At 40.3% G+C, this 24,333-nt stretch carries 24 protein-coding genes; 21 read left to right on the top strand and 3 right to left on the bottom strand.

The window, feature by feature from the left end:
* Positions 1 to 7: 7 nt before the first annotated feature.
* The 3 genes from phaR to IYN84_RS11900 form a co-directional block, all read right to left on the bottom strand.
* The gene (gene phaR, locus IYN84_RS11890; RefSeq protein WP_196139431.1) at positions 8 to 481 is read right to left on the bottom strand and encodes a polyhydroxyalkanoate synthesis repressor PhaR; all 474 of its coding nucleotides are present in this window, start codon (positions 479 to 481) and stop codon (positions 8 to 10) included.
* 299 nt (positions 482 to 780) lie between these two features.
* Positions 781 to 2,715 carry an acetate--CoA ligase gene (gene acs / locus IYN84_RS11895; RefSeq protein ID WP_196139432.1) on the bottom strand — a complete coding sequence of 645 codons (1,935 nt, stop codon included), beginning with the start codon at positions 2,713 to 2,715 and terminating at the stop codon, positions 781 to 783.
* Between the two features lie 159 nt (positions 2,716 to 2,874).
* The gene (locus IYN84_RS11900) at positions 2,875 to 3,267 is read right to left on the bottom strand and encodes a hypothetical protein (RefSeq protein WP_196139433.1); all 393 of its coding nucleotides are present in this window, start codon (positions 3,265 to 3,267) and stop codon (positions 2,875 to 2,877) included.
* 217 nt (positions 3,268 to 3,484) lie between these two features.
* On the opposite strand from IYN84_RS11900, the gene IYN84_RS11905 reads away from it, so the two are divergent.
* The 21 genes from IYN84_RS11905 (at position 3,485) to IYN84_RS12005 (ending at position 24,300) form a co-directional block, all read left to right on the top strand.
* On the top strand, positions 3,485 to 4,234 hold the full coding sequence (locus IYN84_RS11905; RefSeq protein ID WP_196139434.1) for a beta-ketoacyl synthase chain length factor: 750 nt from the start codon (positions 3,485 to 3,487) through the stop codon (positions 4,232 to 4,234).
* Entirely contained in the window at positions 4,227 to 5,003 is a 777-nt protein-coding gene (locus tag IYN84_RS11910; RefSeq protein WP_196139435.1) for a lysophospholipid acyltransferase family protein, read from the top strand. The genes IYN84_RS11905 and IYN84_RS11910 overlap by 8 nt, the downstream gene beginning before the upstream one ends.
* Positions 4,996 to 5,253, top strand: a complete 258-nt coding sequence (locus IYN84_RS11915) for a phosphopantetheine-binding protein (protein WP_196139436.1) — start codon at positions 4,996 to 4,998, stop codon at positions 5,251 to 5,253. The genes IYN84_RS11910 and IYN84_RS11915 overlap by 8 nt, the downstream gene beginning before the upstream one ends.
* A 5-nt stretch (positions 5,254 to 5,258) precedes the next feature.
* Positions 5,259 to 5,507 (top strand): acyl carrier protein, encoded by a 249-nt coding sequence (locus IYN84_RS11920; protein ID WP_196139437.1) that lies wholly within the window; start codon positions 5,259 to 5,261, stop codon positions 5,505 to 5,507.
* Positions 5,507 to 6,064, top strand: coding sequence for a hypothetical protein (locus IYN84_RS11925; protein ID WP_196139438.1), 558 nt, complete (start codon positions 5,507 to 5,509; stop codon positions 6,062 to 6,064). The genes IYN84_RS11920 and IYN84_RS11925 overlap by 1 nt, the downstream gene beginning before the upstream one ends.
* Before the next feature lie 92 nt (positions 6,065 to 6,156).
* Positions 6,157 to 7,452, top strand: coding sequence for an AMP-binding protein (locus tag IYN84_RS11930; RefSeq protein ID WP_196139439.1), 1,296 nt, complete (start codon positions 6,157 to 6,159; stop codon positions 7,450 to 7,452).
* Positions 7,453 to 7,456: 4 nt separating this feature from the next.
* Positions 7,457 to 7,798, top strand: coding sequence for a thioester dehydrase (locus IYN84_RS11935; protein ID WP_196139440.1), 342 nt, complete (start codon positions 7,457 to 7,459; stop codon positions 7,796 to 7,798).
* A gap of 33 nt (positions 7,799 to 7,831) precedes the next feature.
* Positions 7,832 to 9,532 (top strand): glycosyltransferase, encoded by a 1,701-nt coding sequence (locus tag IYN84_RS11940; protein WP_371734879.1) that lies wholly within the window; start codon positions 7,832 to 7,834, stop codon positions 9,530 to 9,532.
* 6 nt (positions 9,533 to 9,538) lie between these two features.
* A complete protein-coding gene (hutH, locus tag IYN84_RS11945) occupies positions 9,539 to 11,107 on the top strand; it encodes a histidine ammonia-lyase (protein ID WP_196139442.1) in 1,569 nt (522 codons plus the stop codon).
* Entirely contained in the window at positions 11,094 to 11,531 is a 438-nt protein-coding gene (locus IYN84_RS11950) for a thioesterase family protein (protein WP_196139662.1), read from the top strand. Before hutH ends, IYN84_RS11950 begins: the two co-directional genes overlap by 14 nt.
* Positions 11,524 to 12,117: an outer membrane lipoprotein carrier protein LolA gene (locus IYN84_RS11955; RefSeq protein ID WP_196139443.1), complete on the top strand. Its 594-nt coding sequence runs from the start codon at positions 11,524 to 11,526 to the stop codon at positions 12,115 to 12,117. Before IYN84_RS11950 ends, IYN84_RS11955 begins: the two co-directional genes overlap by 8 nt.
* 1 nt (position 12,118) lies before the next feature.
* Positions 12,119 to 14,464, top strand: coding sequence for an MMPL family transporter (locus IYN84_RS11960; protein ID WP_196139444.1), 2,346 nt, complete (start codon positions 12,119 to 12,121; stop codon positions 14,462 to 14,464).
* The gene (locus IYN84_RS11965; RefSeq protein ID WP_196139445.1) at positions 14,461 to 15,135 is read left to right on the top strand and encodes a DUF3261 domain-containing protein; all 675 of its coding nucleotides are present in this window, start codon (positions 14,461 to 14,463) and stop codon (positions 15,133 to 15,135) included. Before IYN84_RS11960 ends, IYN84_RS11965 begins: the two co-directional genes overlap by 4 nt.
* The gene (locus IYN84_RS11970) at positions 15,128 to 16,321 is read left to right on the top strand and encodes a beta-ketoacyl-ACP synthase (RefSeq protein WP_196139446.1); all 1,194 of its coding nucleotides are present in this window, start codon (positions 15,128 to 15,130) and stop codon (positions 16,319 to 16,321) included. Before IYN84_RS11965 ends, IYN84_RS11970 begins: the two co-directional genes overlap by 8 nt.
* Positions 16,314 to 16,802 (top strand): 3-hydroxyacyl-ACP dehydratase, encoded by a 489-nt coding sequence (locus IYN84_RS11975; protein ID WP_196139447.1) that lies wholly within the window; start codon positions 16,314 to 16,316, stop codon positions 16,800 to 16,802. Before IYN84_RS11970 ends, IYN84_RS11975 begins: the two co-directional genes overlap by 8 nt.
* Positions 16,803 to 16,979: 177 nt before the next feature.
* Positions 16,980 to 17,705 carry a 3-ketoacyl-ACP reductase FabG2 gene (locus IYN84_RS11980; protein WP_196139448.1) on the top strand — a complete coding sequence of 242 codons (726 nt, stop codon included), beginning with the start codon at positions 16,980 to 16,982 and terminating at the stop codon, positions 17,703 to 17,705.
* The gene (locus tag IYN84_RS11985; protein ID WP_196139449.1) at positions 17,702 to 18,931 is read left to right on the top strand and encodes a beta-ketoacyl-ACP synthase; all 1,230 of its coding nucleotides are present in this window, start codon (positions 17,702 to 17,704) and stop codon (positions 18,929 to 18,931) included. The genes IYN84_RS11980 and IYN84_RS11985 overlap by 4 nt, the downstream gene beginning before the upstream one ends.
* 34 nt (positions 18,932 to 18,965) lie before the next feature.
* Positions 18,966 to 19,568, top strand: coding sequence for a hypothetical protein (locus IYN84_RS11990; RefSeq protein ID WP_196139450.1), 603 nt, complete (start codon positions 18,966 to 18,968; stop codon positions 19,566 to 19,568).
* Between the two features lie 576 nt (positions 19,569 to 20,144).
* A complete protein-coding gene (locus tag IYN84_RS11995) occupies positions 20,145 to 20,804 on the top strand; it encodes an ATP/GTP-binding protein (RefSeq protein WP_196139451.1) in 660 nt (219 codons plus the stop codon).
* Complete coding sequence (locus tag IYN84_RS12000; RefSeq protein WP_196139452.1) at positions 20,798 to 22,027, top strand: sensor histidine kinase; 1,230 nt, start codon at positions 20,798 to 20,800, stop codon at positions 22,025 to 22,027. Before IYN84_RS11995 ends, IYN84_RS12000 begins: the two co-directional genes overlap by 7 nt.
* Before the next feature lie 32 nt (positions 22,028 to 22,059).
* The gene (locus tag IYN84_RS12005; protein WP_196139453.1) at positions 22,060 to 24,300 is read left to right on the top strand and encodes an ATPase, T2SS/T4P/T4SS family; all 2,241 of its coding nucleotides are present in this window, start codon (positions 22,060 to 22,062) and stop codon (positions 24,298 to 24,300) included.
* Positions 24,301 to 24,333: the final 33 nt, after the last annotated feature.

The raw sequence follows: 24,333 nt of genomic DNA on the forward strand, positions 1-24,333 counted from the left end.
TAAAGGGTTACCCGATGGAAATTGAGGAAGTAGAAGTTTCTTTATCTTCAGTAACAGAGGTTTTAGCTGACTTTTTCCACGAATCCATATTTTGCTCAGCAATATTTTGCATCAGAGATACCGGATTCGCGCCAAGAATTGTATTAAGAGGACTTTTAAGTCCGGCTCGTTTTTCCATAAATAACTTAACAGAATGTTCTAAAAAGCGGCTCATCATAGCTTGCATTGAGTCACCATAAAAACGAACAAACTCTTTTAATATTTCGGAGGTCAGAATTGGGTGGCCGCTAGTTTCTTCTTCTGAAATAATCTGCATTAACGTGCAGCGTGTGAGATCTTCATTGGTTTTTGCATCAATGACTTTGAAGTCACTGTATGACATGACCAGGTCTTTTATATCATTGAGAGTTATATAACTACTGATTTGAGTATCATAGAGACGACGGTTTGGGTACTTCTTAATAACTCTTATTTCAGACATATTGACAGACCCTGTTTTTGTTTTAGATTGTCCCTGTTGATCAGATTGAATTTATAATTTGTAATATCCTGTATCAACGCCTGGTGCGGGTTAGCAATTTTTATTATTTGACTCGCTAACCAATTGAGTGTAACCCGAACTTATGATGCGATACAACAAATATTGGTAAAAAATTGATTAAAAGTTAATCTGTTAAAGCGATAATATTATTGTAGAGAAAAGGACAAACAAGGGGAAAATCAGGGCGCTCTACAGGTGAATGTAAAAGCGCCAGCGGGTAGTTTCTTGGTCGTTGCCAGCTATTGCTGTCTGTTATCAATTAAATGATCGACAACTGATGGGTCGGCTAAAGTTGAAGTATCACCGAGGTTTTCAAGGTCATGTGCTGCCACTTTTCGCAAAATGCGCCGCATGATTTTTCCTGAACGCGTTTTGGGCAAGCCTGGCGCCCATTGTATCGCTTCTGGTCTGGCTATCGGTCCGATCTCCTTGGCCACAAATTGAGCCAGCTCTTTCTTAAGATCGTCTGACTCTTCAACACCTTTCATTAAGGTAACGTAAGCGTAGATAGCTTCGCCTTTAATTTCATGGGGAAAGCCAACTACTGCTGCTTCAGCAACTTTGGGGTGGAGTACTAGAGCGCTTTCGATTTCTGCAGTACCCAGTCGGTGGCCTGATACATTGAGTACATCGTCCATTCGACCAGTGATCCACAGGTAACCATCTGCATCCCGGCGTGCGCCGTCTCCGGTAAAATAATAGCCTGGAAATTGGGAAAAATAAGTGTCAATAAAACGTTGGTGATCGCCATAAACGGTACGCATTTGTCCTGGCCAGCTTTGAGCCATTACTAAGCTTCCGGAGGCTTCCCCGGTTTGTTCATTGCCTTCATTATCGAGCAGCATTGGTTTTATGCCAAAAAACGGTTTACTTGCAGAGCCTGGTTTAAGGTCATGCGCTCCGGGGAGCGGAGTGATTAATATCCCACCTGTTTCTGTCTGCCACCAGGTATCAACGATAGGGCAACGCGATTCTCCGACTATTTTAAAATACCACTCCCATGCTTCAGGATTGATGGGTTCGCCTACTGTTCCCAGCAGTCTTAGACTCGTTCGCGAGGTTGTTGTGACTGGTTCGTCTCCCAATGCCATTAGTGCGCGTATAGCCGTAGGTGCAGTATAAAAAATTGAAACTTTGTGTTGATCTACGACCTGCCAAAAACGGGAGGCATCAGGATAATTTGGAACGCCTTCAAACACCAGAGTTGTTGCACCATTTGCTAGTGGTCCATAAAAAATGTAGGAATGACCGGTGATCCAGCCTGCATCGGCAGTACACCAGTAAATATCCTTATCATGATAGTCGAAAACATATTTATGGGTCATCGCTGCATATAGAATATAGCCGCCCGACGTGTGCAAAACACCTTTGGGTTTGCCAGTTGAACCTGACGTGTAGAGAATAAAAAGCGGGTCTTCCGCTTGCATAACCTCTGGTTCACACTGGTTACTTGCATCCGCGTGTAGTGCACGATAATCCACATCAATAGTTTCATTCCAAGCAACCTGGGCGTTGGTATGCTTGATTACCAGCATGGTATGAACATCCGGGCAGCCGGAAACCGCTTCATCCGCGTTTTGCTTGAGTGGTATTACTTTGCCTCCTCGTACGCCTTCGTCAGCGGTAATCACCACTCGACAGTCAGAGTCCAGTATTCGGGTTTTTAGTGATTCTGGCGAAAAACCGCCAAAAACAACTGAATGAATGGCTCCGATACGAGCGCAGGCCAGCATGGCGTATCCAACTTCCGGAATCATCGGCATATAAATACACACTCGATCTCCCTTCTTAACACCACGACTTTTTAAGATATTAGCGAACTTACAAACTTCGTCATGCAATTCCTGATAGCTGATATGTCGGGAATTTCCAGGTTCATCGCCTTCGAAGATAATTGCTGTTTTATCAGCTTTTTCAGGTAGATGACGATCAATGCAGTTATAACTTACGTTTAGTTCGGCTCCCTCAAACCAGCTAATTTTCGCCTTTTGATAATCGACATCGCTGACCTTATCCCAGGGCTTATACCAGGAAATAAACTTTTCAGCCTGTTCTGCCCAAAATCTATCGGGATCTTCAATTGAGGCTTGATATTCGCCAGAATAGGTGTCGGCATTTATTAAAGCTTGTTTAGAGAAAGAGTCTGGTATTGGGTGGATAATGTCGTCGCTCATGACAGAGTTCCTTTCATTTCTTTAGAGTTCAAATAATTAAGCTAAACCATAGTCGATATTGAGGTTGGCTGTCTAGCGGGTTTGTACTTTCCGTAAGAGATAAAGATATTCTTTCTCTATTGTGAAAAAGGGAGACCTAGTCGCCCCCCTTGATATTGACTAGTTACTCAAGCTAAAAGCACTAATTGAGTTCATCAGATTCCTTGTCCAGTTTCCGTATTGACGATGGATCTTTTTCCCGTCATATAGCAAGTTAACAGAGTCTTTATATTTTATTGAATACTCTTTGTTGTCGTGAGTAATCGAAACAACCAGTTGGTGTTTACGAATATTCAAGGTGGCCTCGATTTCGCCTTGTTTAACCACTCTTGTTTTCCAGCCTAAAGACAGACAAGCTTGAAGAATAGCTGTTTCGACAGACTTAACCGTTGATTTTTCCGAATGCGCTCCAGATATGGGCATTGAGTTAAAGTCTCTCACAGGGATAGTCTTCTTGCACCCGGAAAGAGTTAATACTGCAACCAAAGTTATCAAATAAACGACTTGTTTCATAAATAATCAATCCTTAATAGTATGCATTTTCCACACGCAATGATATTTGAGGTGTTTTTACATGTAAAGTTAATAATTTCATATTGTATTGCCATGATTTTAGTCGTAATTTTGTAGCCGCTAATATTAATGGAAAAATCTATTTTTATGGTTACTTCTGGTTGTAATAGAAGCGTTACTATGCAAAAATCACGCGGTTTTACTAAATGTAATGAAAATGAACCAGTTCTCGCAATTTTCTATCTCTTCATGGGCTGCTTGGTCTGACTCGTGTAGCCTGCCATCAGAGTGGGCGGCTTGGGCGCGCCATGAGGAATTTTTGCCACAGGAGCATGGGCTGGAAATCTCTGATATTCCCGCTATGAAGCGCAGAAGAATGAGCTTTTTGACTAAAATGGCTTTTCACTCGGCCCTTAAATCTGCGTCGAGCTCTGAAAAAGATTTAAATCTGGTTTTCGCATCTCAACATGGTGAGCTTCAAAGAACTGTCAAAATTTTGAAGTCACTTGCGCAAAGTGGCGAGGTTTCTCCTACAGACTTTAGCATGTCGGTACATAATACGGCCGTGGGACTTTATTCCATACTAACGAAAAACCATGCTCCAGCTACTTCTGTGGCAGCAGGAGATGATTCTTTCGGATTTGGTCTTATGGAGTCTGTAAACCTCCTGTATCGATATCCGCAGAAGTCGACGCTCTTTGTTTATTTTGATGATTCTTTGCCAGAGCCGCTCGCTCACCTGCCCCGCCAACAAAATAGGCGAGTGAGTATCGCCCTGCTATTGAAAAATTCCGAAGAAAATACTACTTCATTTAGAGTATCACCAAGGGACATCCATGAGGCAGGGGAGTCTTCAGCAAGCCTGACAATGGCTGAGTCATTTCTGCAGTTCTTCCTGGGGCAGAATGTAATAAGTCAGTATCAAACTAGACGCTATCTCTGGGAATGGAGAAAAGATAGTGTTTAACATTAATTATGTGTGGCGCTTATTTGCCACGGGGCTCTGCTTTTTTCTATTTGGTATAGGCGGGCTGATTCTAACTTTAGTTGTATTTCCTTTAGTTAATCTTTTCATTCCTAAAGAAACTAGAGTCAAAAAGGCAAGAAAAATAATATCTCGCTCGTTTAAATTTTTCATTTCTACAATGCAGTTTGTTGGTATTTTTAATTTTGACTTAAATGAAGCTGAAAATTTTTTGGCAGTTCAAAAAGGTAAGGTTATTGTTGCAAATCACCCTTCGCTTATTGATGTTGTTGTTCTAATTTCGATTATCCCACATGCAGATTGCGTTGTTAAAAAGGATTTATGGCAAAACTTCTTTTTAAAGGGTGTTGTTAAAGCTGCTGATTACATAAAAAATGACGAAAATCCTGAAGAGTTGTTGGCTGCTTGTCAAAAATCTCTAAATCAGGGATTTTCTCTGATTATATTTCCTGAAGGCACACGAACTAAGCCAGGGATGCCTTTGAAATTGCAAAGAGGTGCATCCAATATTGCTTTGAGATGCAAAGCAGATCTAGTCCCCGTGGTGATAGACTGTTTTCCTACTACCTTAACAAAAAATGAGCCTTGGTACAGTATTCCTGATAAAAAAGCCGAGTTTTCAATAAAGGTTAAAAACTTGATTTCAGTGACACAATTTTTAGCAAGTGATAGCGGTCTTTCTTTAGCCGCAAGAAAGCTAACTGAAGAAATTAAAAAACGAATTAGTAGAGAGAGTAATGGTTATGCCTGATTTAGAACAAGAAATTAAATCGTTAATTATCGAGTCGTTGGAACTTGAAGATATTGAAGTCGACGATATTGAGACGGACGCTCCCTTATTTGGAGACGGTCTTGGATTAGATTCTATAGATGCGTTGGAGCTAGGTCTGGCTATCAAAAAGAAATTTGATATAAAGCTGGAAGCTAATTCTGAAGATTCGAAAAAACATTTCTATTCAGTTGCTACCCTGGCAGCGTTTGTAAGTGAACAGAGAGATTAATTACAATGAAAACAAGAGAAGAAATAAGCGCCAAATTGACAAATATTCTGGTAGAAGAATTTGAAATTGAAGAGTCTGATATTACTCCTGAGGCAAATTTGTATACCGATCTGGATTTGGATAGTATCGATACAGTTGATCTGGTGATTAAATTACAAGAACTAATTGGTAAAAAAATAGAGCCTGAAACCTTCAAGTCGGTCAGAACTGTTGAGCACGTTTTGGATGCAATTGAGCAGCTAGTCGGCGAATAATGAAACTGTTTTTTAAAATTATTATTGGGGGGATCGCTTTTGCCTACCCCATAATAATTTTTTTCGGGATTAAGTACTTTGATATTAAGTATTTGTTCTTTGTTTTGTTAGTTGTTCTTGCAGGAAGATATATTCTTATATCTGGTGAAAACAAGAAATTTTTTAGTAGTCAAAAATGGCTAATCATAGCCGTATTAGTCATTGTTTTGTTAGCAATGAGTTTCGACGCCGCTACTGGTTTAAAATTGTATCCTGCAGCAATGAATTTTTCTTTTTTGCTTTTGTTTGTTGGAAGTTTGCTTTATCCACCATCGATAATAGAAAAGGTTGCTCGCATTCAACAGCCCGATCTGGACGAAGATGGTGTTGCCTATACCAGAAAAGTCACTATCGTATGGTGTACTTTCTTTTTGCTCAATGGCCTTGTTGCTCTGTGGACTGCTTTCTACGAAAGTTTGGAGGTTTGGACTTTCTATAATGGCTTTTTATCATACATTCTTATGGGAAGTCTGTTTCTGGGTGAGTTGTTTTATCGTAAGTGGGTTCTAAGAAAATGATGCTGGCTCAATTGAATAGACAACTTTTTTCAGACCATAATCTTACCGTTTGCGTTGACAATAGATTGCGAGCTCAAAAGAATACCGAAATAATGAGAGGTGAGGTATTTAACCTGGCAGACAAGCTTAGCCAGCTAGATGAAACACGCTGGTTACTATATTGTGATTCCAGCTATCAGTTTCTCCTTTCATTTTTAGCATTGCTGTTAGCGAGGAAAGAGGTTGTTATATGTGCCAATATATCGCCACTTTGGCTCGAGAAAGTTGCCGAATCCTTTGATGCTGTTATTTCGGATGTTAGTCTTTTTGTTGAAGGGAAGAAAGCTGTAAAGCCAAGTCAACCCAACGTTGATATAGATAGCGTAGGAAACAGCGCTTCGCAGTTTTTGCCTTTGACCGGTGAAGAGAGTATTCGTTTTTTTACATCGGGTTCTACCGGAAAGCCGAAAGCAATTGACAAAAAGCTGGCTTGTCTGCTTAATGAAGTGGAGCAACTTGAAGAAAGTTTTGGCTCTCTACTGGACAAAACAGTCATTATATCAACTGTGTCTCACTGTCATATCTATGGATTGCTATTCAAGCTGATATGGCCTTTTGTCAGCGAACGCTCATGGTTAGAAGAGACGCTGGAATATCAGGAACAAATTGCACAGATGTGTAATAAGCTTAATAGTTTAGACAAACCTTGCCAGTTGTCCTTGATTTCCAGTCCTGCATTTCTAGCAAGACTCGACAAGCAGATAAAAATAGACTCTCTGGCTTGCATTTTTTCCTCAGGAGGTCCGCTAGCCTTCAATGACTCCCAGTTGGCTAATCAGTTGTTTGGTTGTCTGCCAATAGAAGTCTATGGTAGTACCGAAACAGGTGGAATAGGTTATCGCCAGGCGGTTTCACCATCTCAGCCCTGGACACTTTTTGATGATAGTCAGCTAGTTTCAAGCGAAGAAGAAACTTGGTTTTTTTCAAAACATCTAACCCTGAACGAGAAGGTATGTCTGGACGATAAAGTCTCTTTGTTAGAGTCGAACCGCTTTATTCTCGAAGGGCGTAAAGATCGCGTCATCAAGATAGAAGAAAAGCGCGTTAGCTTGACAGAGATAGAAGAATTTTTGGAATCATTCGAGTGGATAGAAAGATGTATCGCATTGCCTGTTAGCGGAAAACGTAAAGTTATTGGTTGTGTTGTAAAACTAAGTGAAGTTGGTGAAGAAAAATATGAGGGCACCAATTTTCGAGAGTTATGCAGATTGCTTAAATCAAATATGCGTAAACGCTTTGAGGCCGTAACAATTCCCAGAAAATGGAGAAAGGTTGATACTTTTCCAATAAACAGACAGGGAAAAGTTATTTATGATTCCTTGCATGAGCTTTTTTTAGTACAGGATTAGAAAGATGCAACTGGCGCGAGTTGACGAAATTAATGAAGTTGATGATGGTATCGAACTGTTACTCGAGATAAATGGTGACTTAGATTCATTTGATGGGCACTTTGACGAGGTGGCTATTTTACCCGGCGTTATTCAAATTGGTTGGGCTTTGGCGTATGCTAAAATTTATAAAATTGTCTCTGAAGAAAAACTTATTGATAGTATATCAGCTTTAAAATTTCAACAAGTTATTGTACCTGGAGATCTGGTAAATCTTTCTTTACGGCTTCACAGAGATACGCTTGTTTTTTCTTTTACATCAGGTGATAAAAAACATTCATCTGGCAAATTATTATTAAGCGAGTGAGCCGTGGATAATTCGTTTAATCCATGTTTGCTAGTGCCAGTATACAATCACGCTCGATTGTTTTCTTCTGTCGTAAAGAAAATGCAATCGCTCGGACTGCCGATTATCGTTGTTAATGACGGAAGCGACGATGAAAACAGCCGAATTCTTCAACAACTGGCTAGCGAAATAGAGAATGTCGATTTAGTGGCTCTTGAAGAAAATCAGGGAAAGGGCGGCGCTGTGACTGAAGGTATCCGCCATGCTTTTCACCGCGGATATTCACACGCGTTTCAGGTAGATGCAGATGGCCAGCATAACCTTGAAGATATTGAATCTTTTGTCGAATGTTCGAGAGCTCACCCTGACGCAATAATATGTGGTCATCCTGTCTATGACAGTAGTGTTCCATTGGGCAGACTCATTCCAAGATATATTACTCATTTTTGGGTTTGGGTGGAAACATTGAGCTTTAGCATTATCGATTCAATGTGTGGCTTCCGCCTTTATCCGGTAAAACCTGCATTTGACTTAATCGAATCTGAGTACCTCGGTAAAAGAATGGACTTCGACACTGAAATACTGGTTAGGAGTTATTGGCGACAGGTTCCGATAGTATTTAAACCTACGCGTGTCATTTATCCAGAAGATGGTATCTCTCATTTCAATTTATTGAACGACAACTGGTTGATTACCAAAATGCATACTCGATTGTTTTTTGGAATGCTGTTGCGATTGCCGCAATTACTTAAAAGAAAATTTTTCAAAAAAATGTCTTTAGAGAAAAATACTAAGGCTGAGCAACATTGGTCCTTAAAATCGGAAAAAGGCGCAGTATGGGGAATTAAATTTTTGGTCAACACTTACAGGATTTTGGGGAAACGAGCGTTTTATTTGTTACTGCATCCAATCATTACTTATTTTGTTCTGACATCGCCAAGAGTCAGAGGTGCTTCCAGACAATTCTGGAATAATTTTTATCAGTACCAGGGCATCAATAAAAAAATAGGCATCAAAATTATATATCGTCATGTTTATGCTTTTGGTTGTGCGGCTATTGATAAAATAGCCTGCTGGTTGGGCGATATAAAACAAGACTCTATCGAATTTGAAAGCAGATACTTGATCGAAAAAATCGCAACTTCAGGAAAGGGGGCTGTTTTTATTGGTTCTCATTTGGGTAATCTCGAAGTTTGTAGAGCCATTGGTGAAACTGCTGAAGAAATTAAAATCAATGCAGTAGTATTTAATCAACATGCAACAAAGTTTAATTCAGTTTTAAATCAAGCTAACGAAAAGGTTAGTGTCAATATTATTCAGGCTCAGACCATGGGGGCGGAAACTGCTATATTGCTGGAAGAAAAAGTTTCAGCAGGAGAGGTTGTTATTATCGTTGGCGATCGTACGTCTACCTCAACATACGGAAGGGTCAGATATGCCAGGTTTTTGGGGCATAAGGCGCCGTTTGCAGAAGGTCCCTATATCCTTGCTGGGTTGCTTGATTGTCCTGTGTATTTGATGTTTTGCCTAAAGCAATCCGGTAAATATCATATCTATCTCGAGCATTTTGCCGATAGTTTGAAGTTTCCAAGGCGCTTTAGAGACGAAAAGCTAGCACAGACAATTGAGCGATATGCAGAACGTCTTGAACATTATTGTATCAAGGCGCCAGAGCAATGGTTTAATTTTTTTAATTTTTGGCAAGCTGATAACCCCGAAAATGTTATCAGACCGAAGATGAATACGAATGAGTAAAATGCAATGAATGAAGTTCAATCAAATATGAAGTCCGGTAATGTTATATTTGGCGACAATAAATTATCTATCGAAGAAGTTAATTTGATCGCGGAAAATCAGGCGAAAGTAGCGTTAAACGATTCCGCTGAGTATCGCAATAAAGTCGATGCGGGTTCCGAGTTCCTCGAAAAACTTTTAAAGGAAGATGGCGTCATTTATGGCGTAACTACAGGATATGGCGATTCATGTACCGTTAATGTTCCTCTAGATATAGTCGAAGAGCTACCTCTTCACTTAACTCGCTTTCATGGCTGTGGTTTAGGAGATTTTTTTAGTGTTTCCCAATCTAGAGCAATTATGGCTGCGAGACTCGCTTCGCTAAGTAAAGGGATGTCTGGCGTTCGTTGGGAGTTGCTGGAGCAGCTTAAAATATTGATCAACAGTGGCGTTTCTCCTGTTATACCGCAGGAAGGCTCGGTTGGTGCCAGTGGCGATTTAACGCCCTTATCCTATGTCGCAGCAGCTTTGATCGGAGAGAGAGAAGTTTACTATAAAGATGAAATGATTCCCGCAAATGAGGCTTTAGCAAAAATAGGCGTTCGACCGATTACTTTAAAGCCTAAAGAAGGATTGGCTATTATGAATGGCACTGCCGTCATGACTGCGCTTGCCTGTATTGCATTCCAGAGAGCAGAGTACCTATCGAGACTCTGTGCAAGAATCACTGCGCTTTGTTCACTTGCGCTTAAAGGAAATAGCAATCACTTTGATGATATTTTGTTTAGCGTTAAGCCGCACAAAGGACAAAATCAAGTTGCCGAGTGGATAAGAAATGATTTACATCATGAACATCATCCTCGGAATTCATCGAGACTTCAGGATCGCTACTCAATCCGTTGTGCACCGCATATTATTGGTGTGTTAAGAGATGCTTTGCCATTTATGCGTGAAATGATTGAGAACGAACTCAATAGCGCCAATGATAACCCGATTATTGATGGTTTAGGCGAGCATGTATTACACGGTGGACATTTTTATGGCGGTCATATTGCTTTTGTTATGGATTCTATGAAAAATTGTGTCGCCAATCTCGCTGACTTGATGGATCGACAGATGGCATTGTTAATGGATAGTAAATTTAACAATGGATTACCCAACAATTTATCCGGAGCTATAAATGAACGTAAGCCTCTAAACCATGGGTTTAAAGCGGTTCAAATCGGGGTCAGTGCATGGACTGCTGAAGCGTTAAAGCTGACTATGCCTGCTAGCGTTTTTTCACGCTCAACGGAGTGCCACAACCAGGATAAAGTTAGTATGGGAACTATTGCTGCACGTGATTGTTTAAGAGTCTTGGAGTTGACCGAACAAGTCGCAGCGGCCAGTTTAATGGCTAGTGTTCAGGGACTGCACTTGAGAATGTCGCAAAATGAATTGTGCCGAACAACTTTGTCAGATGAAGTGTCAAAGACCTATGACGAAGTTTTCGCTAATTTTGAATTGTTAACTGAAGATCGTAGACTGGACAATGATTTGAGAAAATTTGTTGACAAGATTCAAGCCAGAGAATGGACGACTTATGCAGATAGATAAAAAAGCCTTGTCTCATTTAACTACAGAAATCGAAATTAAAGTTCCATTTTATGATCTCGATCCCATGAATGTGGTATGGCATGGGAACTACGTCAAATATTTTGAAAAAGCGCGTTGCGCGCTATTAGAAAAGTACGACTATGACTATGTGCAAATGAGGGATTCTGGATATATGTGGCCAATTATAGATATGCGGTTGAAATATGTGAATTATGCTAGCTTTGGACAGGTTGTAAAGTGTCGTGCAACCATCACAGAAGTTGAGAATCGATTAAAAATTGAGTATCTCATTTACTGTCCTGAAAGTGGAAAACGCCTGACTAAAGGCTATACCATGCAAGTGGCCGTTGATTTGGAAACAATGGAAATGCAGTTGGTTTCACCTTCGGTATTAAAAGAGAGATTAGGAGTGAACTGTGCGTAGCCTACTGGTATTTATCTTCTTATCTTTACTGTCGAACTATTTGGCAGCTGACTCATGCGACATTGAAGATCTGATGATACAGAATTCCAAAGAGTCCAGCCTTTTTCAGTTTACTCAGGAGAAGCAAATCAAGTTTTTGTCGAAACCACTGATTTCTCAAGGTGAGTTGTTACAAACAGACACAGGAGAACTTGTTTGGCAAACGCAAAAACCGATCAAAACTACTCTTGTTCTTACTCGGGAAAGAGTCAAACAGTTTGATTCGCTGGATAAGTCAGTTGATTTGCCTGGCGCTTCAATTGTTAAAAATTTATCCAACACTTTTTTATCTTTGCTTTCCGGTGATTTTTCTCGACTAAAAATTGATTTTCATTCAACAGTTTCGTGCAAAGCTAGTAAATATTCACTTGAACTCATTCCAAAGAATAGTGAATTAAAAGCTCTTTTTTCAAATATCAAAGTGTCTGGACAATTGTCAGTTGAAACAGTTGTTATTGAAGAAGCAAGAGGTGATCTGACAACTATTCATCTTACAAAGTTCTCAAGTAGTACCTCTAGCCTTTTAGATAGATACCTGGATAATTAGAATGGGGCTTGATAAACGGCTTTATATCTGGACTGGACTATTTTCTTTACTAGTTCTCGCCCTGATTTTTATTATTCAGGATGGGCCAAGGATCGAAAGTAATATTTTAAAATTGCTTCCGTCGAAGCAATACAATCCTATTGTTGATAAAGCCTTTACCCAGTTCTCGGAAGAAAAAGGTAAGCAACTTTTCTTTCTCGTCGAGACTGAAACTTCGCAAGCTGACGACAATGTATCGTTTGCCGTGCAAGAGTTAATTGAGATCCTAAAAAAAAATCAGTACGTTGAATCGGCATATTCCGGAATTTCGGAAAAGGAAAGGCGTTCTATTGCAAAGTTTATATTTGATAATCGTTTTTATTTGATGACCGAAGGTGATGCATCAAAGATTAAAAACGGAGACTATCATTCTTTTTCTGATTTAGTTCAGCAGCAGCTTTACTCTCCTTTTAGCGGAGAAGTTATCCGTTTATTACCGAAAGACCCCTTACTATTCAGCTATCGCTATGCAAAAGAGTTAAAGCTGAGCGAACGAAATTTTCAGCAAGACAACGAGCTCATTTTTTTGGCGGATAAGGAACATCGTTATTACGTTGTCAGAGCAAAGCTTAAGGAAAGCCCGTTTTCTCGTTCTGTTCAAAAAGCTTTGCTTAAAGAGATTAGTACTTTTGAAAAACAATGGGACAGTTCAAGGATTAAGCTCTATCGTACTGGTGCAATGTTTTTCGCTGCCCACGGGTTTGAAAGTGGTGAAAGAGAAGTCTCAACAATTGGCGTTGGCTCGATAGCGGGAATCTTTTTATTGATTCTTTGGGCTTTCAGAAGTTTAACCCCTTTGATATCGATATTATTGACCATCAGTGTAGGGGTAGCCAGTGGCTTTGCCGTCGTACATACTATTTTTAATGAAATTCACTTGATTACGCTTATTTTTGGGGCAAGTTTAATCGGGGTATCGGTCGACTATGCATTTCACTACCTATGCTCATCGAGCGTAAATCGAAAAGAAAGAATAGAGCGAATATTCGTTGCGATAACACTAGGACTGGCTTCCAGTGTGATCGGCTATCTTGCACTAGGGACCGCTCCTTTTCCGGGATTAAAGCAGATGGCGGTATTTTGTACTTCCGGCTTAATTGCTTCCTATGTGACCGTCGTATTATTAATTCCCTGTTTACCAATGAATGCCAGGTTAACGCCGACGGTGTTAACTCAAGTAAATGCCCTGGCTAGTGTTTTTCGAGCCGAAAAAGCCAAACTTCTTTTTTTCGGCTGTCTTATATTTCCTATTTATGCAGGCTTCTCACTTTGGAAAGCTATGCCTGAAGTGGAGGATATTCGACAGTTTCAAAATAAAAATCAAGAGCTGGCAGGTGAGCAGAATAAAATAAAGGATGTAGTTGCCTTAGGTGAAGTGAATCAGTTTTTTATCGTCAAAGGCAGGAGTCAGGAGCTATTGCTGGAAAGTCTTGAAATTCTTCAGCAACAGCTTGAGCTATGGAAAAGTGAAGGCATCATCGGCGGTTACCTTTCATTAGGACAATACCTTCCCAGTCGAAAAAGAAAACAACGAAATATCGAGCTGTATTCGCAATTGATGGATAGTGATGCATTAAATGTCGTAGTCGATATGGAGCTAATGACAAGAATTGAGAGCAAGGCATTAACAGAATCATTTATCCAGCAAATCCCAGGCAGGGTTGATATTGAAAGTTCCTTACAGGATTTGGGTGCTTCTGCAATCAGTGAGCAGTGGCTTGGAAAAATTGATGATGAATTTGTCACCATTGTTAGTTTGTCTTCAATAAGCAATCTGTCCGAGATGAAAGATTTAAACGCGGATATTCTATTTGTTGATAAGGTCGATAGCGTTTCTCGAATATTTAGTGAATACAAAAAGCAGTCATTGCTTTTACTCCTGCTTGCTATCGGCGTGATATTATTTACCTTAAGTATTCGCAGAGGATTACGAAATGCACTTATCGTCATCGCCTCGCCAGTTTGTGCTATTTCGATAGCTATAACCACTTTGCTTGTATTCGGTTATTCGGTGAGCCTATTTAATGTATTGGCGTTATTTCTAGTTTTGGGGGTCGGTGTCGATTACGGTGTTTTTCTTATGGAAAGTGGTGATGAGGATAAAGAAACATCAACAGCCGTATTATTGGCTGCTTTGACAACCTTATTATCATTTGGCTTGTTGTCCTTAAGCGAAACACCCGCGATTCAAGGATTTGGGGTGACTATGCTGTTTGGTATTTGTAGTGCTTATATTTTGGCGTCGATTAGTTTTCGCTTTTTACAAAGCGAAAAAGGATCTTCTGTAAAAGGTGATATTTCAAAATGAGTAAACTATTTACTTACTTTATACCGAGAATGACGCTTATTTGCTGTAGTTTACTGTTTCTCTCGTGTGCGTCTCAGCTAAGTACGCAACGTCGCGTTGAGATCGCCAAAGGTATCAATTTTCCGCTATTAGCACCTCATTCCTTCGGTGACTCTGTTGCTTTAACCCAATTGGCTAAGGTTAATTATGAGAAGGATAGCGGTGAGCAATTGTTATTTAGAATAGAGATTAGCCCAGAAAAAATGACGGTTGCCGGATTGACATTAAGCGGGACTCGTCTTTTCGCTATTGAATATGATGGCTCAAAAATAATAAGTGAGGGCTTGGCTGCAATATTGGATAAAATAAAACCACAATATTTGTTGGCCGATATCCAGATATCTTTGTGGCCATCGAAGGTTTTACTTAAACATTTTGATGAGCAAATTTGTGTTAGCAAGGAAAATTGTTTATTTAGTGTCGATAGCAAAAGTGGTGCGCGTGAACTTTATCAGAATAACAAACACTTGTTTACAGTGAATTATTTGGCTGATACGCGAGATGCCCAGAAAATAGAGCCTATGGAAAAAATGGAGGTCTCGAAAAAACTTGAAGTCATACATTATCAGCGAAAATATCGACTGATGATTAAGAACCTGGAGAAAGAATCCATCGAGAGTAGCAATGAATAAACGCCCGAAAGTATATTTGAGTCGTCCCGGTATTGTCTGTGCGTTGGGCTGTGATGAGTCTGAAGTCTATCAGAATCTGATTGACGGTCAGTCAAAAGGGATGAGGGTGATTAAATCCCCATTACGGCATTCTCATTTTTTTGTCGGTCAGGTTTGCTCTGAACTGCCGTCCATTGATTCCTCTTTATCTGAGCTTGATTGTCGTAACAATCAACTGGCTGCAGCTGCGCTTGCGCAAATTCAGACTGAAATTGACGAGCATAAAAAATGTTATTCTGCGCATAGGCTAGGAGTAGTCGTTGGTACGAGTACATCTGGGATAGCGGAAGCTGAACAGGCGCTCAATGCTTACAATCAGTCACAGAAATTTCCAGAAAGTTATCATTATAAAAAGCAGGAGTTGGGTTCTCTAGCTGAATTTGTCGCTGAGTTTACCGGAGCTACTGGACCATCATATGTGGTTTCTACTGCTTGCTCTTCGAGTGGAAAAGTATTCGCTTCTGCTAGAACACTAATTGAAAGAGGGCTTTGTGACGCAGTTATTGTTGGTGGTGCTGATTCAATATGTGAGTTGACTTTAAGTGGTTTTGAGTCTCTGGAGGCTACGAGCAGCGAGCGAACTATTCCGTTTAGTCGAAATCGAAACGGCATCAATATTGGTGAAGGCGCGGCATTTTTTGTCATGAGCCGGGCTCAAAGCCCTGTTGAACTTTTAGGTGTTGGTGAATCTTCAGATGCCTATCATATGTCTGCTCCTGAGCCTGACGGTAAAGGTGCGTGCTTGGCTATGCGTAGGGCGCTGGAGGATTCAGGGCTGGAAGCTGAGGAAGTTGACTATCTAAATTTACATGGAACCGGAACCAGGTTGAATGATCAAATGGAAAGTCGTGCTGTACACCTGCTGTTTGGAGAAAGTTTGCAGGTAAGTTCAACCAAGCCGCTTACCGGCCATGCATTAGGGGCTGCCGGTGCGATTGAAGCTGCAATTTGCTGGACTCTCCTAGCCCATCGAGAGGACAAAAAGGTTGCGCCACACATCTTCGATGGCTGCTATGATCCTGAACTGAGTCCTGTTGCCCTTTGCGAATCAAGCGAAAGCAAGAAGATGCTATCTAAAGTGATGAGTAATTCCTTTGCTTTTGGTGGAAATAATGTCAGTGTTATCTTAGGAAGTTGTCATGAGTAAAAGTGCGACTAAAGCAGATCTAGAGAGAGTGGTACAAGAACACCCGATTGAGAACTTGATTCCTCACTCTCAACCGATGGTTTTAATTGATCGAATTGTTAATATCGAGACAGATAGTTTAGTTGCGGAAATTGATATTCACCAGCACGTGCGCTTTTGGGATGAGGCGAGTGGTGGAGTTCCGACCTGGGTAGCAATCGAGTATATGGCTCAAGCGATAGCGGCGCTTGCAGGATGTAAAGCGCTGGCACTTGGTGAGAGCGTTAAACTTGGCTTTCTATTGGGCAGCAGAAAGTTTGGCATTAATCGTCCTGTGCTGGAGTCGGAAAAAACCTTCAAAATTCTGGTAGAACAACTTTATATGGATGACTCTGGTCTGGCGTCTTTTCAGTGTAAAGTTGCTGATGGAATAAACGAATACGCCAATGCCAAACTCAATGTATTTGAAACTGATGATGTTAGTCAGGTATTGGCAGGATAATGTAGTGTCCCATGGGATAAGGCTAAACAGATTTTAATATTTTTTGTAGTATATCATTTGCAACTTTATCTTCTTGACAGAAATGGTTTGTACCCAGGCTTAGATAAGACGTTCAGAGTGAAGTTAAGAATAATCAATCGTGTTAACGAAATGAGAAAAAATAAGAGAGTAAGATAAATGGGGAGATGGGTTCTTGTGACCGGTTCGAGCCGGGGGATTGGAAAGGCTGTAGCGCTTGCGTTGGCGAAAGATGGATTTAATATTGTTGTTCATTGTCGAAGCGGACTCGACCTGGCACAGAATGTGATGCAGGAAATTCTGTCGCTCGGCCAGGAAGCCCGAGTGGTTCAGTTCGATATCAGTGACAGAAAGGCTGCTGCTCAAGTTATTCAGAGTGATATTGAAACCTTCGGCGCATACTATGGTGTCGTTTGTAATGCAGGGGTAACTCGAGATAATGCGTTTCCATCGATCAGTGGTGAAGACTGGGATACCGTTTTACATACCAATCTGGATGGTTTCTACAATGTTGTTCATCCGCTTGTTATGCCGATGATTCAGGCGAGAAAAGGCGGGCGAATAGTTGCTATGTCTTCAGTCTCAGGAGTGGCAGGCAACCGTGGCCAGGTGAATTACAGTGCTTCCAAGGCGGGATTAATCGGCGCGACTAAAGCACTAGCGGTTGAACTAGCGAAGCGAAAAATTACTGTGAATTGCGTTGCGCCTGGAATGATTGATACTGAAATGGTTGATGAAATGGTGTTAAAAGAAGCGATGAAAATGATCCCTGCCAAGCGGGTAGGAAAAGTAGAAGAAGTCGCCAGCCTTGTTGCTTATCTATTTTCTGATAATGCGGGATACATTACTCGTCAGGTAATTTCTGTCAATGGAGGTATGGCATGACCGCTCGTGTTGTAGTGACTGGAATGAGTGGGATTACTGCATTTGGAAGTGACTGGCAGACGATTAAATCTTTGCTTCAGAAGGGAAACAATGCTGTCAGGTATATGAATGAATGGGATATCAGTGATGATTTGCGAACCCGTTTGGCAGCTCCGGTAGAAAATTATGAGTTTCCCAAATTCCCGCGTAAAAAAATACGGAGTATGGGACGAGTCTCATTACTTGCAACTTGTTCTACACAACAAGCTTTGTTGCAATCTGGCTTGCTTGAGTCCAAGTTTTTAACCGATGGTACCACCGGTATCGCTTACGGTTCTTCTTCCGGAAGTACCGCGCCAATAAAAGTGTTTAGTAATATGATGCAAACAGGCAGTATGACCGGATTCACCTCTACTTCATATGTAGAAATGATGAGTCATACTGCACCTGTCAATATGGGGGTTTTCTTTGGCTGTCGTGGTCGGATTATTCCTACGAGTAGTGCTTGCACGTCAGGTAGCCAGGGAATTGGCTATGCCTACGAAGCGATTAAATATGGGCGACAAAAAATAATGATCGCAGGCGGAGCCGAAGAATTGTGTATTACACAAGCTGGCGTATTTGATTCTTTATTCGCCACATCCACAAAAAATGATACACCAGAGCTGACACCGCGCCCCTTCGATATTGGTCGAGATGGGTTGGTTATAGGAGAGGGGGCTGGAACATTAATTCTTGAAGATTACGAATTTGCCAAACAACGTGGAGCTAAAATATTGGCAGAAGTTGTGGGGTTTGGTTGTAATTCCGATGGTGCTCATGTCACACAGCCACAAAAAGAAACCATGTCGATTGCTATGAGACAGGCTTTAGATGACGCCAACTTATCGGGGGATGAAATAGGCTACGTTAGTGCTCATGGTACTGCGACAGATCGAGGAGATGTAGCTGAAACATGCGCAACTTATGACGTGTTCAATCGAGCAGTACCTATCAGTTCATTAAAGAGCTACTTTGGTCATACTTTGGGGGCATGCGGGGCAATTGAAGCCTGGCTCAGCATTGAGATGATGCATGACGGCTGGTTTTCACCGACAGCCAACCTTCACTCTGTTGATCCAGAGTGTGGTTCGCTTGACTATATTACTGGGAATGGTCGAGAGATAAATTGCGATTTTGTTATGAGTAACAATTTTGCATTTGGTGGGATTAACACTTCATTGATTTTTAAAAAAGTGACGGATTAAATAAATAAAAACGTAAACAAAAAAGGAAATACTCATGAAATTTGTAAAATTCTTGCCGGTACTGCTTTTAATTGTGCTTACCGGTTGTGCATCAAACCCGATGTTAGTGAGAAAAGGACAAAAGATTGAAATTGCTGAATTGGGGAAAGCTCAGGTAGTATTCATGAGATCTTCATTTGTCGGAGGGGCGATCAATGCATCCTTATACGATGTAACCAATGGTGATATTAAATTTATTGGCATTATTGCGAATGATACCAAGATTGCCTATTCAGTGAGCCCTGGCAAACATCGGTTTATGGTGGTTTCCGAAGCGGCAGATTTTATGGAAGCAGAACTGGCTGCGGGAAAAACTTACTATAGTATTGTTACCCCACGTATGGGCTTTTGGAAAGCTCGATTCTCGATGTGGCCTATCAGGAATGACAACGAATCACAGTATAATCTGAACTCTAAAGACTTCAAAGGATGGCTTACCGGGACTGACCTGGTCGAAAATTCCGAAAAATCACTTCAATGGTACGAAAAGAATAAAGTCAGTGTCGCTAATAAATTTGCAGAATATCTGACTGTTTGGAAGCAAAAATCAGCAAATGATTTGGCTGAACGTACACTAAATCCGGCCGATGGTATCTAATGTAAAATATTCGCCGCTAAATTGATGCGGTCGCTTTATCAGTGCGAATCTTCAGGTCTCCATTGAAATTCGCACTTTCTCTATACGCTCTTCTTTCGATGCAAAAAATCTACAGCAACGACTTCAAATTGCTCAGTCGATACTTTGCCTGTTGTTGTAGAGCCTAAACCAATATGGACTATTTTTTCAGTTTTTTAGTTACTTTTATCCTTGTTGCTAAGCCGAATAGTTTATAGCTTGATATTTCAAATTGAGAACCCTGGTAAGGTGTTTCGGATATTTCACATTGAAAGTAGCTATCCGTTTTGAGCAGCTAAATTTCCTGTAAATCCAAAAATATCAAACTATACTTTATTCAACATGTAAAGATATTAAGATGATTGTTGTTTAATCTCAGAGAGAAAATATCAAAAATAGTAATGCAAGGATTTGAGACACGCTATTTGAATGGGAGCAATGATAACAATGAAAGAGTAGTCGACTCTTAGTGAGTACTACTTTCAGCCTTTAGTTTCTATCTGCTATAAGCAAGAAGTTATGGGTATCATCCCAAATAGTTGCGAGTGCTAGAATATTATGGCCGATTGGAACAGTGATAAAAAAGTACTAACGATAAAACTGGTTTACTACGGTCCAGCTCTAAGCGGAAAAACGACTAATGTAGTGTCGTTACACGACCTCCTTCAGCCAGAGCTAAAAGGGGACATGCAGATACTGGAAACGAAAAACGATAGAACACTATTTTTTGATTTGCTTCCTCTTGGGATCAGAAGCCCTGATGGGACATTAATCAAACTTAAAATCTACACAGTGCCAGGTCAAGTCGTACACAATAGTACTCGAAAAGCCGTCTTATCTCGATGTGACGGGATTATTTTTGTAGCAGACTCACAGATAACACAATCGGAAAATAACGCAGAGTCTTTCAATAATCTTATCCAAAATGCAAAGCTCGTTGGTATTGATATAGATAGAATTCCTCTGATAATACAATTCAACAAGCGAGACCTAAATGAAATTACTACCAAAGAGGAACTCGAAAAACGTTGGGAAAACTGTCCTTGGCCGTTAACTTATGCAAGTGCCCTCAATCAGGAAGGAGTCGTCGAGTCTTTGATACTACTACTTCATAAGGTATACGAATTTATCGACTCTGACTCGCAGGGTTTTAGTCGACATGGTTTGGGCAAAGAGCAATTTGTCGAGCATATTATATCTGGAAACATTAAATGCTAGCCAACGATTTTGAGCAGGATTATACGCTTGATAGTTTGTTCGGTGCGAACAGTCGAAACAAGGTCTGTTCAGCGCTAAGAGGCTTGGGGTTTGAAAGCTTTTCTGTCGTTAACCTGAACAAAGAGGAAATCCTGAGGCAGGGCGATTTAACTGAGCTTGATTCTGTTCAAATTGAGCTGGTTGTAGAGTTGGAGCCTGTTGGCCATCTTGTCGTTGATAGATCTAAAGAGATACTGGCAAAAGGTGCTGCTGAATTCATAGTAGAAATATTACAAATTAACTGGCGTTACCAAATGGCATCTAGTCTTCATTTACAGGTTTCACAAAGTGATTTCGAAGAGTTAAAACAGAAAAATCGAGAGCTAGCTGAGTCAGAACTTCGTTACAAAGAGTTATCTGAAAATCTTGAAATGAGAGTTAATGATCAGGTCAAACTTATTGAAGAATCACAAAGACAACTTTATGAAGCAGAAAAGTTTGCATCTGTTGGACATCTTGCTGCCGGAATGGCTCATGAGATCAATACTCCAGTAGGATTTATTCAGAGTAATTTGAGCGCTGCTTTTGATTATCTCGATGAAATCAAAGAAAAAGTGCTTTCTAAAAATTACGATAATGTTAAACAAAAGGATGCCGAAGATTTGGAATTTGTTTTACAAGATTTTTTTGATTTGCTAAATGAGTCGAAAAATGGAGCAAAACGGATAGCATCAATCGTTTCTGATTTAAAAGCGTTTTCAAATGTAGAGCAAGCCGAAGAGCAGAAGTTAGATCTGAATGAGACCATACAGTTGGTCTCCAGAATATTTAAAACTTCGATAGGAGGTTCCATTGAGTTGGTGACCGACCTGCATCCAGTTGAAAAGATAATTGGAAAACCTGCTCATATTAACCAGTTATTGCTCAACTTATTACAAAATGCATCACAAGCATTTTCTGTGACTGAAAGGAGTGCTGCTGAACCTAGAATTAAAATCTCAAGCAAAATGAAAGAAAAACAGCTGGAAGTTTCCATCAGTGATAATGGTTGTGGTATGAGTGAAGAGGTCATTAGGCAGATATTTACACCATTCTACACTACTCGAGATGTTGGTGGTGGTACTGGTTTGGGACTGACTGTCTGTAAGGATATTGTCACTGCTCACAATGGAAGTATTGAAGTCAAAAGTAAACCAGGGATGGGAACACTGGTTACTTTACGCTTTCCGTGCAATTGCCTATAAATAGCTTTGTCTTAGTATCAGGTGTTCACAAAATGGAAAATTACGACTCCCTCTTTACCGGCAAAAAAAAGGAAAAGAAAGAAGACAATAAAGCAAATTTTTTACCGGAACAGTATTGTGTTTTGCTGGTTGATGATGAGCCGGCGATGTTGAAATCTTTGCAGCGGTGCTTTCGACGTGAAAATTATGCTATCACTCTATCTGAAGAACCTATAGAAGCGTTAAAACTAATACAAAACCAAAGGTTTCATTTGGTGATTTCTGATTTTAAAATGCCGAAAATGAATGGTGCCGATTTTTTAAGAGAAGTTAAAAGGATAAGTCCAGAAACGGTAAGGATAATGTTGACTGGGCATGCAGATACCTCTGCTGTGATGGCTGCAATCAAAGATGGTGCTGTCTACAAGTTTATTCTAAAACCCTGTAATAATGATGATCTTAGGGTGACAGTTGCTCTTGCTTTGGAACAGTATGAGCTGCAGAAAAAAAATGCGAAGCTTGAAGCTGATAATAAGAAACATCAAAAGGATTTGTCGCGATTAACTCGATTGATGACGAATAATCGAACCCAATTATTATTTGTATTGAACAAAAAAAATCTTATTTCCGATGTTCAAGTTCAGCAGCTGGTCAAACTTTCAATTGCTACTCGTCAAATCCCTATAAAGCTCCTGTTAGATAAGGGGTGGGTAAAAGAGAGTAAAGTTCGCCAAGTTATCAAGCAACAGTTCTTTATTGATGAAGTGCTTCTCAACGAATTCAAAATAGATCCTGCGGTAGTCAGCTTGATTCCCGCATCATTTTGTCGAAAACAGTTGATATTACCTATTAAACAACAGAAAAAAGTAGTCACGCTTGTAATGGCTGATCCTCTAGATGATGGTGTTATTGAAAGTCTAAAGTTCAGTAGTGGACTGGATTTCAATATAGTGATGGCCAATTGTGATGATATTGAAAAAAAAATCAAGGAAGTCTTTAGCGAAGGAAGCCAGCTAGAAAATTATGATTCTTTGATTTCTCAGGACGAAGCTTCGGATACGATAGAAATTATTATTGAGGAAGAAGAAGATATTGAGCTTGTTGAATTATTAGAAGGGACTTCTGAACCTCCCGCGATCAAGTTAGCCAATGCGCTGATTATGGAAGCTATCCGATTAAATGCGAGTGATATTCATATTCAGCCCACATCAAAATATGTGATTGTTCGTCTAAGAATTGATGGGGTTTTGTTTGATAAGATTCATGTACCTCTTAGTTTACATATGCCATTGGTTTCCCGTATAAAAATCATGGCGGAGCTTGATATAACCGAAAGACGTAGGCCACAGGATGGAAGGATTACAGTTAAGTCTCCACTAAAAATTGTTGATCTGCGACTATCTACACTTCCTACGATCAATGGTGAAAAAATTGTAATGCGCCTACTGGATAGAAACTCCAGTATGTTACCTCTGCCTGATCTCGGGTTTACAAAAGAACAGCTTGATAAACTGGAATTGATTAGTACAAAGCCTCAGGGAATTATATTAACAACCGGACCAACGGGTAGCGGGAAAACTACTACCCTGTATTCATTGCTTCAAAGTAACGCAAATTCTGAGAAGAACTATATCACCATTGAGGATCCTGTAGAGTACTATATGGATAGAGCTGTTCAGGTAATGGTTAAGGAAAAGATTAATCTGAATTTCACTTCGGTACTACGAGCTGTTTTAAGGCAAGATCCCGACACCATTTTACTGGGCGAAATAAGAGATGCAGAAACCGCTGATATTGCGTTTCAGGCCGCGTTGACAGGACATGTTGTTTATTCAACGCTCCATACAAATTCCGCAATAGCGACAATAGCCAGACTGTTTGATTTTAATATGCGTCCATATGTCATTGCTTCGGCAATTGAAGCCATTGTCGCGCAAAGATTAGTAAGAAAACTCTGCCAAAAGTGCAAAATTCGAGTGAGCCCAGAGAAAAAACAAATCAAACTTTTAGGCAAATCTTTTTTTGATGGTTTGGATAAAATTTTCGACGCAACTGGATGTGAGCACTGTCAGGGAAGCGGTCTGAAAGGAAGAATAGGGATTTATGAGTTGCTTATTTTTAGTGAGGATATACGTCAGGCAATTTCCAAGCAGAAGAATATTATTGAGATCGCGAGTCTGGCTCATGAAAATGGTTTACTTTCTCTTTTGGAAGATGCAAAACTTAAAGTCGCAGAGGGGCTTATTTCTGTCGATGAAGTAATACGTGTGTTAGGCGCACAAGATCTTGATTAGTGTGAACCACAACTGATTTTTCACCAAGTCTCG

It is taken from the genome of Aliikangiella sp. G2MR2-5, from assembly GCF_015687155.1.
In the GTDB taxonomy this organism is placed as follows: domain Bacteria; phylum Pseudomonadota; class Gammaproteobacteria; order Enterobacterales; family Kangiellaceae; genus Aliikangiella.

Coding starts and splice junctions, on each gene's coding strand:
- phaR (WP_196139431.1), bottom strand. CDS start 481: ATGTCTGAAATAAGAGTTATTAAGAAGTACCCAAACCGTCGTCTCTAT.
- acs (WP_196139432.1), bottom strand. CDS start 2,715: ATGAGCGACGACATTATCCACCCAATACCAGACTCTTTCTCTAAACAA.
- IYN84_RS11900 (WP_196139433.1), bottom strand. CDS start 3,267: ATGAAACAAGTCGTTTATTTGATAACTTTGGTTGCAGTATTAACTCTT.
- IYN84_RS11905 (WP_196139434.1), top strand. CDS start 3,485: ATGAACCAGTTCTCGCAATTTTCTATCTCTTCATGGGCTGCTTGGTCT.
- IYN84_RS11915 (WP_196139436.1), top strand. CDS start 4,996: ATGCCTGATTTAGAACAAGAAATTAAATCGTTAATTATCGAGTCGTTG.
- IYN84_RS11920 (WP_196139437.1), top strand. CDS start 5,259: ATGAAAACAAGAGAAGAAATAAGCGCCAAATTGACAAATATTCTGGTA.
- IYN84_RS11925 (WP_196139438.1), top strand. CDS start 5,507: ATGAAACTGTTTTTTAAAATTATTATTGGGGGGATCGCTTTTGCCTAC.
- IYN84_RS11930 (WP_196139439.1), top strand. CDS start 6,157: ATGAGAGGTGAGGTATTTAACCTGGCAGACAAGCTTAGCCAGCTAGAT.
- IYN84_RS11935 (WP_196139440.1), top strand. CDS start 7,457: ATGCAACTGGCGCGAGTTGACGAAATTAATGAAGTTGATGATGGTATC.
- hutH (WP_196139442.1), top strand. CDS start 9,539: ATGAATGAAGTTCAATCAAATATGAAGTCCGGTAATGTTATATTTGGC.
- IYN84_RS11950 (WP_196139662.1), top strand. CDS start 11,094: ATGCAGATAGATAAAAAAGCCTTGTCTCATTTAACTACAGAAATCGAA.
- IYN84_RS11960 (WP_196139444.1), top strand. CDS start 12,119: ATGGGGCTTGATAAACGGCTTTATATCTGGACTGGACTATTTTCTTTA.
- IYN84_RS11965 (WP_196139445.1), top strand. CDS start 14,461: ATGAGTAAACTATTTACTTACTTTATACCGAGAATGACGCTTATTTGC.
- IYN84_RS11970 (WP_196139446.1), top strand. CDS start 15,128: ATGAATAAACGCCCGAAAGTATATTTGAGTCGTCCCGGTATTGTCTGT.
- IYN84_RS11975 (WP_196139447.1), top strand. CDS start 16,314: ATGAGTAAAAGTGCGACTAAAGCAGATCTAGAGAGAGTGGTACAAGAA.
- IYN84_RS11980 (WP_196139448.1), top strand. CDS start 16,980: ATGGGGAGATGGGTTCTTGTGACCGGTTCGAGCCGGGGGATTGGAAAG.
- IYN84_RS11985 (WP_196139449.1), top strand. CDS start 17,702: ATGACCGCTCGTGTTGTAGTGACTGGAATGAGTGGGATTACTGCATTT.
- IYN84_RS11990 (WP_196139450.1), top strand. CDS start 18,966: ATGAAATTTGTAAAATTCTTGCCGGTACTGCTTTTAATTGTGCTTACC.
- IYN84_RS11995 (WP_196139451.1), top strand. CDS start 20,145: ATGGCCGATTGGAACAGTGATAAAAAAGTACTAACGATAAAACTGGTT.
- IYN84_RS12000 (WP_196139452.1), top strand. CDS start 20,798: ATGCTAGCCAACGATTTTGAGCAGGATTATACGCTTGATAGTTTGTTC.
- IYN84_RS12005 (WP_196139453.1), top strand. CDS start 22,060: ATGGAAAATTACGACTCCCTCTTTACCGGCAAAAAAAAGGAAAAGAAA.